The organism is Kordiimonas sp. SCSIO 12610, from assembly GCF_024398015.1.
Taxonomy (GTDB): domain Bacteria; phylum Pseudomonadota; class Alphaproteobacteria; order Sphingomonadales; family Kordiimonadaceae; genus CANLMI01.
In genome coordinates this window covers 2,264,431-2,280,154 of record NZ_CP073747.1, presented here as the reverse complement: position 1 = coordinate 2,280,154, position 15,724 = coordinate 2,264,431, and the positions used below count along the sequence as shown (strand labels likewise).

The window sequence follows — 15,724 nt, the reverse complement described above, 5'->3', positions numbered from 1 at the left end:
CATGATAGGATGGCTCTTAGTAGGATTATTGTTGGCGTTGTCTCTTTTGTGGCTTCTTGGTTGGTGGTCACGAACTGATGTCAAAACGGCAAAAAATACAATCCTTTGGGCTATTGTGTTCGTTTGTATTGCGCTGGCTGCCATTCTTGTAGCAACAGGGCGCGGCGTATTTGCACTGGCCCCCATTGGCTATGCTGCGTGGAGGATATTCGGGCAGGCGATGTTTGCCAAAAATGTCTATGATAAGTTTTCAAATCGGGAAAACAGATCAGGCATGCACGGTACAGCGAAGGCACATGACCTTATGAGTAGGGCAGAGGCGCTAGAAGTGCTCGGGCTAAATGAGGGGGCAAGCGAAGAGGATATTAACGCTGCCTACAAAAAAATGATGGCGAAGGTGCACCCTGATAGGGGCGGTAATGACTGGATGGCAGCCAAGTTAAACGAAGCAAAGCGTGTACTTTTGAACCCTAAATCATAACGGTTTTGTAAGATTTTTGCTCCATATTCAGTGGCGACTATTATTTCTGAAATCCATAATACCTAAATACCTGATGATGACGAGGATACGACAATGATACCACATAATTTCCACCCCACTATTCTGCGGGAATATGATGTGCGCGGGATTGTTGGTGAAACAGTCGATGTTGATGATGCGCGCGCGCTTGGTAAGGCGTTTGGGACGCGTGTAAAACGCTCTGGGGGGACAACGGTTTCTGTTGGATATGATGGCAGGTTATCATCGCCCGCATTTTCTGAGGCTTTGATGAAAGGGATTATCAGCACAGGAATAGACGTGAAGTGTGTGGGCCTTGGCGGTACACCCATGCTTTATTATTCGGTTTTCGAGCTTGATATGGACGGAGGTGTGATGGTGACAGGCTCACACAATCCGCCAAATTACAACGGCTTTAAAATGATGCTTGGTAAAAAGCCTTGCTTTGGAAAGGCCATTCAGGGGCTGGGCACACTTGCGCAAAATGGCGATTTTGAAACGGGTGATGGTAATATCGAGTATATAGATATTTTTGACCGCTATATCGAACGGCTTTTGAAAGATGTTGATATGCAGGACTTTAAGGTTGCGTGGGACCCTGCAAATGGTGCGGCAGGCCCTGCGGTGGCTGCCCTTGTGAATAAGCTTCGGGGCGAGCATATCGTTATAAATGCCGAGGTTGATGGCACGTTCCCGAACCATCATGCTGACCCAACGGTTGAAGAGAATTTGGAACAGCTCAAGGAAGTTGTACGCGATCATAACTGTGATATTGGCTTGTCGTTTGATGGTGACGGTGACCGTATTGGCGCAATTGATGCCCAAGGGCGCGTCGTGTGGGGGGATCAAATGCTTGCGATTATGGCTGGTGATTTGCTTCAGGAAGTGCCGGGTGCACCCATCATTGCGGATGTAAAGGCAAGCCAAGCATTTTTTGATCGTGTTGAAGAATTAGGCGGTGAACCCATTATGTGGAAAACGGGGCATTCGCTAATAAAGGATAAAATGGTCGAGCTTGCGGCCCCACTTGCTGGTGAAATGTCAGGGCATATTTTCTACAAGCATAAATTCTACGGCCATGATGACGCGATTTATGCAGGCATTCGCTTCCTGAATGCGATTACCAAGCAGGGTGGTGATCTGGTTAAATTAAAGGATGAACTTCCGCAGGCGATTAATACGCCCGAGTTACGTTTTGACTGTGATGACACGAAAAAGTTTGCTGTTATTGATGATGTGAAAGCCTGGTTGGTAGCCCGCGGCGCTGATGTAAATACAATTGATGGCGTCCGGGTTAATACCGATGACGGTTGGTGGCTGTTACGGGCATCAAACACACAGGCTGTCCTTGTTGCCAGGTGTGAGGCGGCGGATGAAGCGGGCTTGAAACGCTTGAAAAGCGCCCTTAGTGAGGCATTAATGGCATGCGGTGTGTCAGCACCCGCCGATTTATAATAAAAGTTTCTTGATTTGATGCATTTTCTCTCTTTAACTATTGGCTTGCTGCGCTACATTAAGGTTAGCAAGTAAAGAGAGTAGTGAATGGCGGATAAACGCGACGATGATGACAACCAAGATGGCGGTTCTGGAACCGGCGTATTAACACGCACAGAGACCAAAACCAAAAAGCCATCTATGTACAAAGTTTTGCTGTTGAATGACGATTATACCCCGATGGAGTTTGTCGTGCACATTTTACAGCGCTTTTTCCGTATGACTGTCGAGCAGGCAACTGAGGTGATGTTGCATGTGCACCAGAAAGGTGTCGGAGTTTGCGGTATATTTACCTATGAAATCGCTGAAACCAAAGTCAATCAGGTTATGTCTTTTGCTCAACAACATGAGCATCCGCTTCAGTGTACACTTGAAAAAGAATAATACGGTATGATTGCCTTTTCAGGTCGTCGTTTACCATAGAACACCATAGAAACTAAGCTAATCTATTTAGCTCAATCAGGAGTAACAGGTGCCAAGCTTTTCCTCAAATTTAGAAGAAACCCTTCATAGGGCGCTGAATGAAGCGAATGAACGCAGCCACGAATATGCCACGTTAGAGCATTTATTGCTCGCGCTTTTGGATGACAGCGATGCCGTCGCGGTTTTAAGAGCATGCGGTGTTGATATTCCAACGGTTGCAAGAGAGCTTGAGGAATATTTGGAAAATGAGCTTGATAGCTTGAAAATTGATGCTGAAGGGATGGAGGCAACGCCAACGGCTGGTTTCCAGCGGGTTGTTCAGCGTGCACTCCTTCACGTCCAGTCTTCTGGTCGCGAGGAAATAACCGGTGCAAACATTCTGGTTGCTTTGTTCTCAGAACGAGAGAGCCATGCAGTTTACTTCCTCCAAAATCAGGATATGAGCCGATTTGATGCGGTGAATTATATTTCGCACGGTATCGCAAAGGTCCCTGACTTTAGTGAACCACGTGCTGTTCATGGCACCGAGGACGAAGACGGAACCGAGAGCGAGGAAGCAAAAGCCAAAGGTGATAAGGCCACCGATACTGCCTTGAAGGCTTATTGTGTCAATCTGAACGAAAAGGCAAAGGACGGTAAAATTGATCCTTTGATTGGCCGCTCACGCGAGTTGGAGCGCGCTATTCAGGTTCTATGCCGTCGCTCCAAAAATAACCCGTTGTTTGTTGGTGATCCCGGCGTCGGTAAGACAGCAATAGCAGAAGGATTGGCAAGGCGCATTCATGAGGGTGAGGTTCCTGATGTCCTTAAGGATGCGACCGTATTCTCGCTTGATATGGGAACCTTGCTTGCAGGCACGCGGTATCGCGGTGATTTTGAAGAACGCCTCAAATCTGTGATGAAAGAACTGGAAGATTATGAAGGTTCAATTCTGTTTATTGATGAAATTCACACTGTTATCGGCGCTGGTGCAACATCAGGTGGGGCCATGGACGCCTCGAACCTTCTAAAGCCTGCGCTTGCAAACGGTGGAATACGCTGTATGGGCTCGACCACTTATAAGGAATTCCGCAGTCATTTTGAAAAAGACCGTGCACTTTTACGGCGCTTCCAGAAGATTGATGTGAATGAGCCTTCTGTTGATGATGCGATCAAGATTTTACAAGGTATCAAGCCGTATTTTGAAGAGCATCATGGTATTCGTTATACTGCTGACGCGATTAAAACCGCGGTGGAATTATCGGATCGCTATATCACAGATCGTAAATTACCCGATAAAGCAATTGATGTGATTGATGAAACCGGTGCAGCTCAAATGCTTTTGGCTGCCAGCAAACGCAAGAAAACCATTGGTGTTAAAGATGTTGAGGCGACGGTTTCAACAATTGCCCGTATCCCGCCAAAATCCGTAACACGCGATGAAAGCCGTGTGATGAAAACGCTTGAAGGTGACCTTAAAAGGGTTGTCTTTGGCCAGGATCAGGCGATCGAGGCACTTACCGCATCCATTAAATTATCGCGTGCTGGTCTGCGTGAACCCAATAAACCGATTGGATCATACCTGTTTTCGGGGCCAACGGGTGTCGGTAAAACCGAGGTTGCCCGGCAGCTTGCGGACCTTCTTGGTGTGGAATTGCATCGCTTTGATATGTCTGAATATATGGAGCGGCATTCGGTGTCGCGCCTTATTGGTGCGCCTCCGGGGTATGTTGGATACGATCAGGGCGGTCTCTTGACCGACGCTATTGATCAGCAGCCACATAGTGTTCTTTTGCTTGATGAGATAGAGAAAGCGCACCCAGACCTCTTTAATGTGCTGTTGCAGGTTATGGATAATGGAACGCTTACTGACCATAATGGTAAGAAAATCGATTTCCGTAATGTCGTGTTGATCATGACAACAAACGCTGGTGCCAAGGACCTAGCAAAGGCGGCTATCGGGTTCGGCCGCGACACCAATGATGCGGCAAGCGAAGAAGCAATTAAGCAAACCTTTAGCCCAGAGTTCAGGAACCGTTTGGATGCGGTTATTCCATTTGGTTTCTTACCGACCGAAGTGGTTGCCAAAGTTGTCGAAAAATTCATTCTTCAGTTAGAACTTCAATTGGCTGACCGAGGGGTTGAAATTACGCTTGATACTGCTGCGAAAAGCTGGCTTGTGGAAAAGGGTTATGACAAGCTTTACGGCGCAAGGCCGCTTTCCCGCGTTATTCAGGACAATATCAAGAAGCCACTCGCTGATGAATTGTTGTTCGGAAAATTATCGAAGGGCGGCGAGGTGATCGTGAAAGTAAAAGGTGATGGCCTTGGTTTTGAAATCGTTCCTCACGCACCGAAGGCTTCGAAGAAAAAGGCGGGATTACCTGCGAAACGCAACCCCGGCAAGCCACCTGTTCCTGTGAAACCTTAAGGCATCGCCTTGGGGGGAATTGATGATTATTGAAACCGATAGGCTTGTTCTTAGGTCGTGGTTAGAGCGTGACCGCGACCCTTTTGCCGCATTAAACGCGGACCCTGAGGTTATGCGCTACTTTCCGGACATCCAACGCCGAGACGTGAGCGACGCAAGCGTCGATAAGCGCATGGCCCATGACAAAGAACATGGATTTTGCTTCTGGGCCGCTGACCTTAAGGAAGCCAATGAATTTATCGGCTTTATCGGCATGGAAATCGCGCATCAGGGCATTCCGGGGGCAGGGCTTCCAGAAATAGGATGGCGCCTGCGAAAAGATATTTGGGGTAAGGGGTTGGCGCCAGAGGGGGCAAGGGCATGCCTTGCTTATGCATTCAGCGCGCTTAAGGCCTCTGAAGTTATTTCCATCACTAGTGAAAATAATGTACCTTCTATGCGTGTTATGGAAAAAATTGGCATGCACAGAGATCACGACAATGATTTTGATCATCCTGATGTGCCCGATGAGAGCCCCATTAAACCACACGTACTCTACCGGATCAGCGCGGATACATTCGGTCGCTAATCCCCTTTTTTAAAAGGGGTTCTCTCGCCTAAATACTCAATATGGGCATCAACCTCTCGCGTTTCCATTTGTAGGAAGTTTTCCACTGCTTTGTGAAAACCTTCATCGCGCAGATAATGGGCGCTGTAGGTTTTTGTTGGTTCGTAACCGCGTGCTATTTTATGTGGACCCTGTGCCCCGGCTTCTACGCATTTCAGACCGTGGTTGATTGCGTACTCAATTGCTTGATAGTAGCAGGTTTCAAAATGAAGGCAGGGATGGTCTTCGATACATCCCCAGTGCCTACCGTATATTGTATCTGAACCAATAAAGTTAAGCGCGCCCGCAATATAATCGCCGCCGCGTTCGCACATCATGAGAACAATTTTATCAGCCATCCTTTTGTTGATTTCTGAGAAAAATTGCCTGTTCAGATAGGGTTGACCCCACTTTCGATTGCCCGTGTCGATATAGAATTCAAAGAAGGCATCCCAATGTTCTTCCTTCAAATCGTCGCCGGAAAAATGATGAATTGTAATGCCATTTTCGAGCGCAGTTCTGCGTTCCTTCCTGATTTGTTTCCTCTTTCGAGAGCTTAAAGCGTTGAGAAAATCATCGAAGGTTTGATAGCCTTTGTTGAACCAGTGAAATTGCTGATCATTACGGATAAGCAATCCCATATCTTTATAGGACGCAGCTTCTCGTTCGGGCACAAACGTCAGGTGCAGCGATGATATTTCTGCATTTCGGGCAAATTGTATTGCTGACGATATCAGCGCTTGTTCATATGTTTGACGATTATTGCAATCTTTGACCAATAATTTGGATGCGGTTGCCGGTGTGAAGGGAATAGACGACTGTAATTTAGGATAATAGCGACCACCAGCGCGCTCGTAGGCATCAGCCCAGCCATGATCAAAAACATATTCGCCCTGGCTATGGCCCTTCAGGTACAAGGGCATAACGGCCAGAATATCAGTCTCGTCACTCGTGTTATAAAGAACGACGTGCTGTGGGTGCCAGCCGGTTTCGGCATTCACACAGCCGGAAATTTCGAGGGCATTCAGAAAGTCGTAGGATAAAAATGGGCTGCTGTTAGCACTTGCGTTGTTGCATGCATCCCAAGAGGTTTTGGGAATTTCGCTAATGCTGTTGACGATTTTAGCGACGAGGTTTTTTGTTTCTACCATCGAGACAAGGTTCCAATCAGGGTAAAATACTCTACCGCCTGCTAAAATTACGGATTTGCACCTTCACTAGAGCCAGTATCGTTCATGGCTTCTACGCTGTTTGTGGTTTCAAAGATCATACCGTCAGCATACATACGTGCTATTTCTTGATGACTTTGTGTCCGAACGGTCCATGTTAACAAGGGTAACCCGCGGCTTGACCAATTTGAGGTTAAGCTGTTTGGCAATAGATTAATATCACACGCCAGAAAATCTGGTTTGGTTTTCCACAAAACATATTTGCTGAGGATACGATCCTTTATGCTTAGCAAAGCTTCCCTGCCGATAACCCAACCCCGTGGATAGGATGGCATATATTTTTTAAACCAGGCTATTATTCTTGGGTCAAAGGACATAACCGCAACAGGACCGCGATAGCCTTCAAAGCAATGGCGAACCCCAGCACAGGTTTTCTGAATATCAATCGACGGCGATGACTTTATTTCTATGAACAAAGGAACATCGCCGTTAATCACCTCAAGCGCTTCCGGGAGCGTAGGCATGGACTTTCCAGAATTGCCTACCATGTGCTTTTTTAGAAGCTGGAGGCCAAAACGCCCCACATGGCCTGTTGCATTTGTCATTCTGTCCAAGGTTTCATCATGAAAGACGACGATTAAATCATCGGCGGTAATCCGAACGTCAATTTCGATGCCAAGGCCAGCATCAACGGCGGCTTTGATTGCGGCCAGCGTATTTTCTTCGCGCTCGGTTCCGGCTTCAAACAACCCCCTGTGGGCAATTTTTGATGTTCTAAGCCAGGGGAAGTATCTTTCAGATGAATTTGCCATGATCTGACAATTGTCCTTATGAAATTTCTACAAGCGCGTCAATTTCAACAGGGACATTCATGGGAAGTGCGTTGGTTCCAACTGCTGAACGGCTATGCCTGCCTTTATCACCAAAAACGTCAACCATCAAATCGCTCGCAGCATTAATGACTTTTGGTTGGTCGCCAAAACCATCGACACAGTTAACGAAACCACCCAATTTTATGACACGTGAAATACGCTCTAGGTCTCCGTCGACCGCAGCATTCATTTGTGCAATCAAATTGAGCGCACAAAGGTGTGCGGCCCGAATGGCGTCATCAATAGAGACTTCCTGACCAACTTTGCCTTGGAAAGCCAGGCCATCAGGGCCCATAGGGATTTGGCCAGAGATACTTATGATATTGCCAGAAATAACAAAGGGAACATAGTTGGCAACGGGTGCCGCTGGTTTTGGAAGGTCAATACCAAGGGAAGTCAGGCGGTCAGCTACGCTCATTTTTATCTCCGTACAATAACTGAATGAATATAGCGGAGTTATAGCAAATGAGGCATCGCTTGCAAACGAATGATGAGCGGAGAGGGAAATACTCTTTCTATTTCCCTCATGAAATATAATCTATACCGCGCAGCGAAGGGTTGTTGACTTGCGCATTTCCTTGTCAGCATACATTGCAACGTCGGCTGCGCTGATCAATGTTTCAGGATCAGTAAGGCCAGAGAAGGATTTGATGCCCATTGAGCATTTCAGGGCCACTGCCTGTTTACCGTGGGTGATAACTGCCTCATTGATGATACGCTGGAGGTTGCGCATACGGTCAATGCCCTGATTGGCTTCGCAGCGGGTTAAAATGACAGCAAACTCATCGCCAGCGATACGAGCGACTATATCACTGCTGCGCGTATATGTTTTGAGGATTTTAGCAACTTGTCTTAGGGCTTGGTCCCCGACAGCGTGACCGTATGTGTCATTAATCTGCTTGAAGCCATCAAGGTCAATGAAGCCGAGAACAGCTTCTTCATTATAGCGTGCTGTTGTTGCCATCAAGCGACCGAGGGACATTTTCAGTCCGCGACGGTTACGAATGCCTGTTAACTCGTCAGTTACCGAGAGTTGCTCTAGGTGGTCGATACGATCCTGTTGTTCCGCCATGCGTTGCTCGGCAGAAGCCGCAAAACTGAGTACCTCGGTAATCAATTGCCAGCCTGTGCTATCAAATCGTATTTCAGCGCTCGCTGCGGTCTTAACGAGTTTGCTCGCAAGCTTGCTTACATACGGATTAATTTCGGTTTTATTATCCAGGCCAGTGTGAGCTTGGTTTGTCATAAATTCCTCCAAACAAAAACTATGTCTGGAGAAAAGCAATTAGCATGCCTGAATTTAAGTAAGCTAAGTATCTGAAAAATATGATATTATCAGGTGTACAGTGGGTAAAGATTTGCCTGAGTGGGTAATAAATTCACGGGCAGGTATTTTCCTGCCTATCGATATCTATTTGCTGGGGATCAGAAAAGAGGGGGAGTGACAGGGGGCTGTTGCCCCCATTGTCACGTCGCATATCAGCTTAGGGGAAGATATGCTATTCGTTGTAAGCCAGAATGACTGATTAATTGGTTATTTAATACTAGCTACTTGCTTTTGGTTGTAAGCTTCAACAACTGTTCCACCACCAAAAGTGAATACAGACTGGCCTGGTTTAAGGCGAGCTTCGCATGCTTTTGCTTCATCACCGAAAGGGCATGTCATAGAAGGGCGGCTTACGAACGTTACTTTAACATCAGCTCCATCCGGGATGTTGACTTCACAAAGTCCACCTTGAACTCTATTGCCTGTGAAAGACTTGCTGGAACGGTGACCGCGACCCTGACGTTCCAAAGTTCTTGTTTTTCCGTTTGGTTTTTCCATCGTGCATTCAGCAGACCAGGTCTTGGATCCTGAAATTTTAATTCCAACTGAGCTTACGTCGTTAGTTGCTAATGTTGGTAGTGAAACGCTTGTTACCATAAGTGCGGCACATGCAGTTGGGATGATTTTTTTTAGCATATCTCGCTCCTCTAAAATTTGTTTTCAATTTATATTTCTATAACTATGGAAATATAAATATCGTAAAAACATGCCCCTGTAAAGAACTAAATTACAGTTATGTTACAAACAGTGTCATAAAAAAACGTTAAAAATCAATGAAAGCAGTAATTTTGTGACGAAAAATGCTAAGATATTTGCAAAATGCAATTAAATTGAATCGCAGTATTGAGAGAAAAATATCTATAAAAAGGCTCAGTTTTATACATATTTCATGTATATATGTCGTAAAAAATTACAATAAGTATATGATATATATAGAAGAATGAAATATATAATATTTCTGTATATGTGGAAATGTTATTTAAACAGGCTCGGATTGCATATATCTTTATGGCCGTCGCAGCAATCATTGACGATATGGCTTACAAAGGATCGTACTTTTTTAATCTCTGCACGATAAACGATTTTACGTTCTTGACGCTCTGAACTTAAAATACCAACAGATTCCATGACTTTTAGATGAGAAGATAGGGTACTTTGCGGAACATCTAGTGTTTTGGCAATTTTCCCGGCTGCCATCCCTTTTTTTCCAGACATCATTAAAAGCCTGAAGACTCTTAATCTTGTTGTCTGGGCGAGGGCCCCCATTATTTTGACAGCATTTTTATCTTTCATAATATAATATTCTAACTGATATCTTTGTTCGATCAAAAGTAAGAATTAAATATAATATATGAGTTTGAATATTTTGATAAGTATGAAAATGAGGTGCCTCAAAAAAATCCTAAGCTATTAGAAAATAGTAAGATATTACTCGATTGATCTACCTTTAATGATTGTGGATTTACCGAATTTTTTTCTGAGTGAATCCATTGTCTTTTCGATCTCTGCTTTTTTCGTGCGTTCGGGCTCGATAAGGTCAGGAATATCTGCGTCTTCAAGGTTTCCAAATTGACTAACGCCAAGACCAATAAGCCGGTAGGGCGTTCCGTCCGATAGAGGCTTGAGTAAATCTGCGCCAACTTCAAATAAGGTCTCTGCAAGCTGAGTAGGTTGGTCGATCGTTCGTGATCGCGTTATGATCCGGTGCGTGCTGGTTTTCAGTTTCAGCGTAATTGTTTTGCCTGCCATTTGCTTGGTTTTTAATTCGAGTGATACATTCTCTGCAAGTTTCCATAATAGTTTTTCCAGGTCCTCACGAATATTGATGTCTTTCCTGAAGGTTCGTTCACTGGAAATGCTTTTGGTTTCACGTTTGGACTTTATCGGTCTGGTGTCGTCCCCCATTGCAAGCCTGTGAAGGCGCAGCCCAACTTCGCCGTATCTTTTTGCCAGAATGCTGGCATCCATAGTTTGAATTTGGGAAATCATCGATAGGCCATCTTTGTTCATACGGGCGGCGGTTTTCTTGCCAATGCCATATATTTTGGTGATGGGTAACGAGGCCAGAAATTCCTGCTTTTCCTGTTCCCCAACAATGGTAAAGCCCCGTGGTTTGTTCATGTCGGATGCTATTTTTGCGAGGAATTTGTTCGGGGCAAGGCCGATAGATACTGTTATACCAATTTCGGCTTCGATCTCTTTCGCCATGTTGGCAAGTAGCTTGGCGGCGTAGGTACCGTGTAGTCGCTCAGTGCCCGAAAAGTCCATGAAGGCTTCATCAATCGAAATTGGTTCGACCAGCGGAGTAAGCGATAGCATTTTACTCCTGATCTCTTTACTAACCTTCGAATATTTCTTCATGTTGGGTGGCAGAATGACTGCGTCAGGGCATAGTTTTCGTGCTTTGAACATAGGCATGGCAGAATGCACACCGTTCATTCGAGCTATGTAGCAGGCGGTAGAAACAACACCGCGCTGACCGCCGCCTCCAATGATGAGAGGTTTTTTCGTAAGTTCTGGGTTATCTCTTTTTTCTACTGTTGCATAGAAGGCATCGCAGTCAACATGTGCAATCGATAGGGTTCTTAGTTCGGCATGTGACAGTAATCGATTATGATTACAGTCTTGATGTGGTGTTGATGTCTGCTTAGCGCTAGGAGGAGCGATTTCCGTCATGCAGTCGCGGCAAAGGGTGGGCTGGTTCTCGTCTAATGGCTCCATTTCCTTTGTCATATTGGTTCTTCGTTATTTGGTTGGCAGAATGTCAGGCGTTGATGTGGTCAATTAGATACGCAGTTGCCTTATCCCAATCATCTATCCTGACATGGGCAGATTCCGCTTTGCCAATAAGTTTGGCTAGTCTTTGATCTGCGATCATATGTAAGCGATGAATATGATCGGCATATTCTGCAACAGAACTATGCTGTGGCGGAAGATCGTCAATGAAAACGGTTTTGCTATTAGCAGCTAATGACATTTCTTTAGCGACCAAGCCTTTGCCACCCTTATTGGCAATCAATGGGTAATCTATCCCAAGGTTTTTCAGGTGTTGCCGGCGCCGTGTTTCAACTTTTTGGGGGACATTGGATAGAATGAATATCTGATAATAGTTGCTAAGGTGCCTAAGTGCATCACTTGCACCGTCTACTTCCTCGACTTTTTCAACGTCGTTTTCAAAAAATTCGCCGATGAGTTGGCTGGTCATAGCCTGATCGATTGGTGTGTCATCGCTTCTTCTGCGAATATTACCACTTAATTGGAAGGATTCGAAAAATATATAGAATCCTTTGGTTTCAATGAAGTTCTCTAACGCCTTGACGAATTGCAACAAAACTTCGTCCGCATCGACGATCAAGAGAGGCCTATTAGTAATGATCTGACTTTTTATCGTATCCGAGAGTGTTGGCTTTGAGCTATTATCGATGGGTGTCATGCTGAAGCGCCTCTTACGTGCAGGTTACCAAGATTTTTTAGTTTTTTCATGGCTAATATTACCATTCCTGACCTTTGCCGCCACCAAGGCTGCGCCAAGCATCAATAATATTCACAGGGGTCGTTTCAATAGTATCGGCAAGCGCTATCAAATCTGGTTCAAACTGAATGAAGAAATCCAAAATGCTTTCCAGAAATTCAACGCTTTCGATATTGTTTTTTATTTCTGCCGGACTTAATCCACTGAGCGATAAAAACCTGTCTTTTAATTCATCATGGCTAAAAAGAAAGGCAATGGCATCGAAGGCAATTAACTTTGCAGCCTCTATTTGCATAAAAAATCCGTTTAATCTGTTGTAAACTTGTAAATAACAAATATTGTAATAAAGTAATTTCTGGCTACTTTATGTTAATAATTCGGATTTATAAAACAAATTGGTAGTTTAAGTACGTTTTTAAAAACTGATACAGACCGTTATTGTAAACATACGGTCAAAATGGCTAAGGGGGCCACCGGATCAGATGGGTAAGAAGATCCTTATAGTTGAAGATAATGAACTGAACATGAAGCTGTTCTGTGATTTGCTAGAAGCGCATAGTTATCAAACTATTCAAACCAGAGATGGGATGTCTGCGTTGGATCTCGCGCGCGAACATAGCCCAAATCTAATTTTGATGGATATTCAATTACCAGAGGTTTCCGGCCTCGAAGTTACCAAATGGCTCAAAGAAGATGAAGAACTTCGCAAAATCCCTGTAGTGGCGGTTACTGCATTTGCCATGAAAGGCGACGAAGAGAAAATCCGTGAAGGTGGTTGTGAGGCATATATCGCAAAGCCCATATCAGTTGGACATTTTCTGGAAACCGTTAAAAAGTTTGCGGGATAATCGCACATGACAGCTAGAGTACTGGTGGTTGATGACGTTCCTCCCAACGTCAAACTGCTGGAAGCCAAACTAAATAGCGAATATTTTGATGTTCTGACAGCCTATAGCGGCCCGGAAGCACTGGATATTATTGCTCGGGAGCATCCCGATATTGTGCTTTTAGATGTTATGATGCCTGGTATGGACGGGTTTGAGGTTTGCCGCCGGATCAAAAGTGATGCGGCAACCGCACATATTCCCGTGATTATGGTCACGGCGCTTGATCAGCCGTCTGACCGCGTTGCTGGCCTTGAAGCTGGGGCAGATGATTTTCTGACAAAGCCGGTTCAGGATTTAGCGCTTTTTGCGCGCGTTAAATCGCTTGTTCGCCTCAAGGTTATGTTGGATGAACTTAGAAACCGTGAGGCAACTGGTGCTAACATGGGGTGGGAAAACCCTGATGATAACACACCTTTTGAGCAATCATTACCCACTGATGCCTCTATTCTAATTGTTGATGAGCAAGAAAGGGTAATGGAGCGAATTGCCCGCGCACTCGGTGGTGTTGGATCATTGACCTTCTTGAATGGCGGGGATGATGTTGCTGATCGTGCACGTGAAAAGAATTTTGACCTCATCATTGTCTCGCTTACAATGCGTAATACCGATGGGCTTCGTGTTTGTTCAAAATTAAGGACATTCGAAGAAACAAGACATGTTCCCATTTTGGTAATGGTGGATGACGGCAATAGTAAAATGCTTGTCCGCGCGCTTGAGATGGGGGTTAATGATTATGTTGTTCGCCCTGTGGACCGGATGGAGTTTCTTGCGCGCGTGAAAACACAGCTTAAACGCAAGGAATATTCTGACAAACTCTGGGAAAAGTTTCATGTCAGTATGCAGCTTGCAACAACAGATGCCGTAACTGGCCTCTACAACAGGCACTATCTGACGAGCCATATGGAAACCAGGCTGGATACCGCCAATATTGCGGGTAAGCCATTATCTGTATTAATGATGGATATCGATCACTTTAAAGCGGTGAATGATACATACGGCCATGCTGCGGGTGATATGGTGTTAAAGGAATTTGCGAATCGCATCGCAAAGAATATCCGCGGTGTCGATCTTGCAGCCCGTTACGGCGGCGAAGAATTTGTTGTCATGATGCCTGAAACCGCAACTGATTGGGCAACAATGATTGGCGATCGATTACGCCAAGAGGTCTGCGACCACCCTTTTGATATTGGAAGGGATCACGACCCGATCACGATTACTGTTTCAATTGGTGTCGCCACCAGTTTTGAAGAAGATGCGGGAATGACACCCGGCCAATTATTGGAGTCGGCAGATAAAGCGCTCTACAAGGCAAAAGAGGGCGGTAGAAACAGGGTCATTGTGGCTAACTGATACAATCTGGATCGTAAATCACATAAAAAACACCGCTCTAACGAGCGGTGTTTTTTGTGGTAAACGATAAAATCAAAATTATTTGATTTTCGCTTCCTTAAATTCTACATGCTTGCGAACAACCGGGTCATACTTACGTTTAACCATTTTTTCGGTCATTGTGCGCGGGTTCTTTTTTGTTACATAATAGTAACCAGTGTCCGCTGTGCTCACAAGCTTGATCTTGATACCGGTCGGCTTTGCCATTTGTCTAACTCCGAGAGCATGTTTAATGGCCGCACCATGCGACCGCTTTGAGGCCGCAAAAATAGCGATCAAAGTGTATAAGTCAAGCCTGAATCATAGCTTTTGAGAAAAAAAACAGAAATCGCAACTTATTATGATTTTGATAACATTCAGGTAACTAAATCCGAGTATTACATGAGTATGTAACTATTACCTCAGTATTTGGATGTCAGCATGCTTGAAATGGACTTAATGGAAGAATTGCGCAACGAAGCAATCGACACCGTAGAAGATCGTCTTAAAAACCTAAATGAAACCCTTAAAGCTGTTAATGAGCAGAAAGTGAATGGCAGTGATGCGTTGGCCGCTGTTCGCCTGGAAGCCCATTCTTTAAAGTCTGTTGCTGCAAGCTTCGAGATGAAGGCTCTTAAGGTGTTATGTCACCGGTTTGAGGATTATATCTTTAACCTTAGTGAATTAGAGTTGAAACATATCGACAGTTGCCAGTTTTTCTCGGATCGTATGGCCGATTGTCTGGATGCGTTTGTCCAGAATAAAGATATTGATATTTCGCAGTTGATGCGGGCCTTGCCTGCAAAGGGTGGATTTGAGGTTGGCGATATTACAGTCTCGGACATTGAGGTTATGCTCGTGATGGAGCCGGGTACGGCAACCAAAATTGTAACTAGAGAGCTTCTTGAATGCGGGTACAGGATGATTAACGTTGCCTCAACGCTTGACGCGATTCAGCTTATCCCGTCGATGCGCCCTGACGCGGTTATATGTTCGCGTGTGATGCCTGAACTGACAGGAATTGACCTTGCATGCGCCTTGAAGGCAATGCCAACCACATCGGATATTCCTGTTGCCCTGATCGCATCGGTTGACCCAAATAGCGATGATATGAAACGATTACCAGATTCGGTTCCTCTTCTCAGGAAGGGGTCTAACTTCGCTGATGACGTCGCCAGCGTGTTTATCGAGCTTGGGATATTGTAACCAAGCTCTGC

General features: G+C 45.1%; 18 protein-coding genes. 8 read left to right on the top strand and 10 right to left on the bottom strand.

The annotated features are described in order from the left end of the window. Position 1: 1 nt before the first annotated feature. The 5 genes from KFF44_RS10680 to KFF44_RS10660 all read left to right on the top strand — a co-directional run bounded on the left by KFF44_RS10680 (position 2) and on the right by KFF44_RS10660 (position 5,394). Positions 2–481 carry a DnaJ domain-containing protein gene (locus KFF44_RS10680; RefSeq protein WP_255934112.1) on the top strand — a complete coding sequence of 160 codons (480 nt, stop codon included), beginning with the start codon at positions 2–4 and terminating at the stop codon, positions 479–481. Positions 482–574: 93 nt separating this feature from the next. Next, a complete protein-coding gene (gene pgmG / locus KFF44_RS10675; RefSeq protein ID WP_255934110.1) occupies positions 575–1,954 on the top strand; it encodes a phosphoglucomutase/phosphomannomutase PgmG in 1,380 nt (459 codons plus the stop codon). Between the two features lie 87 nt (positions 1,955–2,041). After that, on the top strand, positions 2,042–2,377 hold the full coding sequence (gene clpS, locus KFF44_RS10670; protein ID WP_255934108.1) for an ATP-dependent Clp protease adapter ClpS: 336 nt from the start codon (positions 2,042–2,044) through the stop codon (positions 2,375–2,377). An 88-nt stretch (positions 2,378–2,465) separates the two neighbouring features. After that, the gene (gene clpA / locus KFF44_RS10665) at positions 2,466–4,826 is read left to right on the top strand and encodes an ATP-dependent Clp protease ATP-binding subunit ClpA (RefSeq protein ID WP_255934106.1); all 2,361 of its coding nucleotides are present in this window, start codon (positions 2,466–2,468) and stop codon (positions 4,824–4,826) included. Between the two features lie 22 nt (positions 4,827–4,848). After that, the gene (locus KFF44_RS10660; protein WP_255934104.1) at positions 4,849–5,394 is read left to right on the top strand and encodes a GNAT family N-acetyltransferase; all 546 of its coding nucleotides are present in this window, start codon (positions 4,849–4,851) and stop codon (positions 5,392–5,394) included. On the opposite strand, the gene KFF44_RS10655 is transcribed toward KFF44_RS10660, so the two are convergent. From KFF44_RS10655 to KFF44_RS10615, 9 genes are all read right to left on the bottom strand, one after another. After that, positions 5,391–6,563 (bottom strand): GNAT family N-acetyltransferase, encoded by a 1,173-nt coding sequence (locus KFF44_RS10655; RefSeq protein ID WP_255934102.1) that lies wholly within the window; start codon positions 6,561–6,563, stop codon positions 5,391–5,393. The two genes, KFF44_RS10660 and KFF44_RS10655, sit on opposite strands and share 4 nt — an antisense overlap. Before the next feature lie 47 nt (positions 6,564–6,610). After that, the gene (locus KFF44_RS10650) at positions 6,611–7,393 is read right to left on the bottom strand and encodes a glycerophosphodiester phosphodiesterase family protein (RefSeq protein WP_255934101.1); all 783 of its coding nucleotides are present in this window, start codon (positions 7,391–7,393) and stop codon (positions 6,611–6,613) included. A 16-nt stretch (positions 7,394–7,409) separates the two neighbouring features. Continuing rightward, positions 7,410–7,871, bottom strand: a complete 462-nt coding sequence (locus tag KFF44_RS10645) for a RidA family protein (protein ID WP_255934099.1) — start codon at positions 7,869–7,871, stop codon at positions 7,410–7,412. Between the two features lie 120 nt (positions 7,872–7,991). Then, positions 7,992–8,699 (bottom strand): GGDEF domain-containing protein, encoded by a 708-nt coding sequence (locus tag KFF44_RS10640; RefSeq protein ID WP_255934097.1) that lies wholly within the window; start codon positions 8,697–8,699, stop codon positions 7,992–7,994. A gap of 288 nt (positions 8,700–8,987) precedes the next feature. Next, positions 8,988–9,416 carry a hypothetical protein gene (locus KFF44_RS10635; protein ID WP_255934096.1) on the bottom strand — a complete coding sequence of 143 codons (429 nt, stop codon included), beginning with the start codon at positions 9,414–9,416 and terminating at the stop codon, positions 8,988–8,990. Between the two features lie 339 nt (positions 9,417–9,755). Further along, positions 9,756–10,073, bottom strand: a complete 318-nt coding sequence (locus KFF44_RS10630) for a helix-turn-helix transcriptional regulator (protein ID WP_255934095.1) — start codon at positions 10,071–10,073, stop codon at positions 9,756–9,758. 135 nt (positions 10,074–10,208) lie between these two features. Continuing rightward, positions 10,209–11,513 (bottom strand): DNA polymerase IV, encoded by a 1,305-nt coding sequence (locus KFF44_RS10625; protein ID WP_255934093.1) that lies wholly within the window; start codon positions 11,511–11,513, stop codon positions 10,209–10,211. A 31-nt stretch (positions 11,514–11,544) separates the two neighbouring features. Next, positions 11,545–12,213, bottom strand: coding sequence for a hypothetical protein (locus KFF44_RS10620; RefSeq protein ID WP_255934092.1), 669 nt, complete (start codon positions 12,211–12,213; stop codon positions 11,545–11,547). Between the two features lie 58 nt (positions 12,214–12,271). Further along, positions 12,272–12,547 (bottom strand): DUF3572 family protein, encoded by a 276-nt coding sequence (locus KFF44_RS10615; protein ID WP_255934090.1) that lies wholly within the window; start codon positions 12,545–12,547, stop codon positions 12,272–12,274. Between the two features lie 187 nt (positions 12,548–12,734). On the opposite strand from KFF44_RS10615, the gene KFF44_RS10610 reads away from it, so the two are divergent. Together KFF44_RS10610 and KFF44_RS10605 are read left to right on the top strand one after the other, a co-directional pair. After that, positions 12,735–13,100, top strand: a complete 366-nt coding sequence (locus tag KFF44_RS10610; protein WP_255934088.1) for a response regulator — start codon at positions 12,735–12,737, stop codon at positions 13,098–13,100. Positions 13,101–13,106: 6 nt separating this feature from the next. Beyond that, positions 13,107–14,489: a PleD family two-component system response regulator gene (locus KFF44_RS10605; protein WP_255934086.1), complete on the top strand. Its 1,383-nt coding sequence runs from the start codon at positions 13,107–13,109 to the stop codon at positions 14,487–14,489. A gap of 78 nt (positions 14,490–14,567) precedes the next feature. On the opposite strand, the gene rpmG is transcribed toward KFF44_RS10605, so the two are convergent. Next, positions 14,568–14,735, bottom strand: a complete 168-nt coding sequence (rpmG, locus tag KFF44_RS10600; RefSeq protein WP_255934084.1) for a 50S ribosomal protein L33 — start codon at positions 14,733–14,735, stop codon at positions 14,568–14,570. Between the two features lie 213 nt (positions 14,736–14,948). On the opposite strand from rpmG, the gene KFF44_RS10595 reads away from it, so the two are divergent. Next, on the top strand, positions 14,949–15,713 hold the full coding sequence (locus KFF44_RS10595) for an Hpt domain-containing protein (RefSeq protein WP_255934082.1): 765 nt from the start codon (positions 14,949–14,951) through the stop codon (positions 15,711–15,713). Positions 15,714–15,724 lie beyond the last annotated feature (11 nt).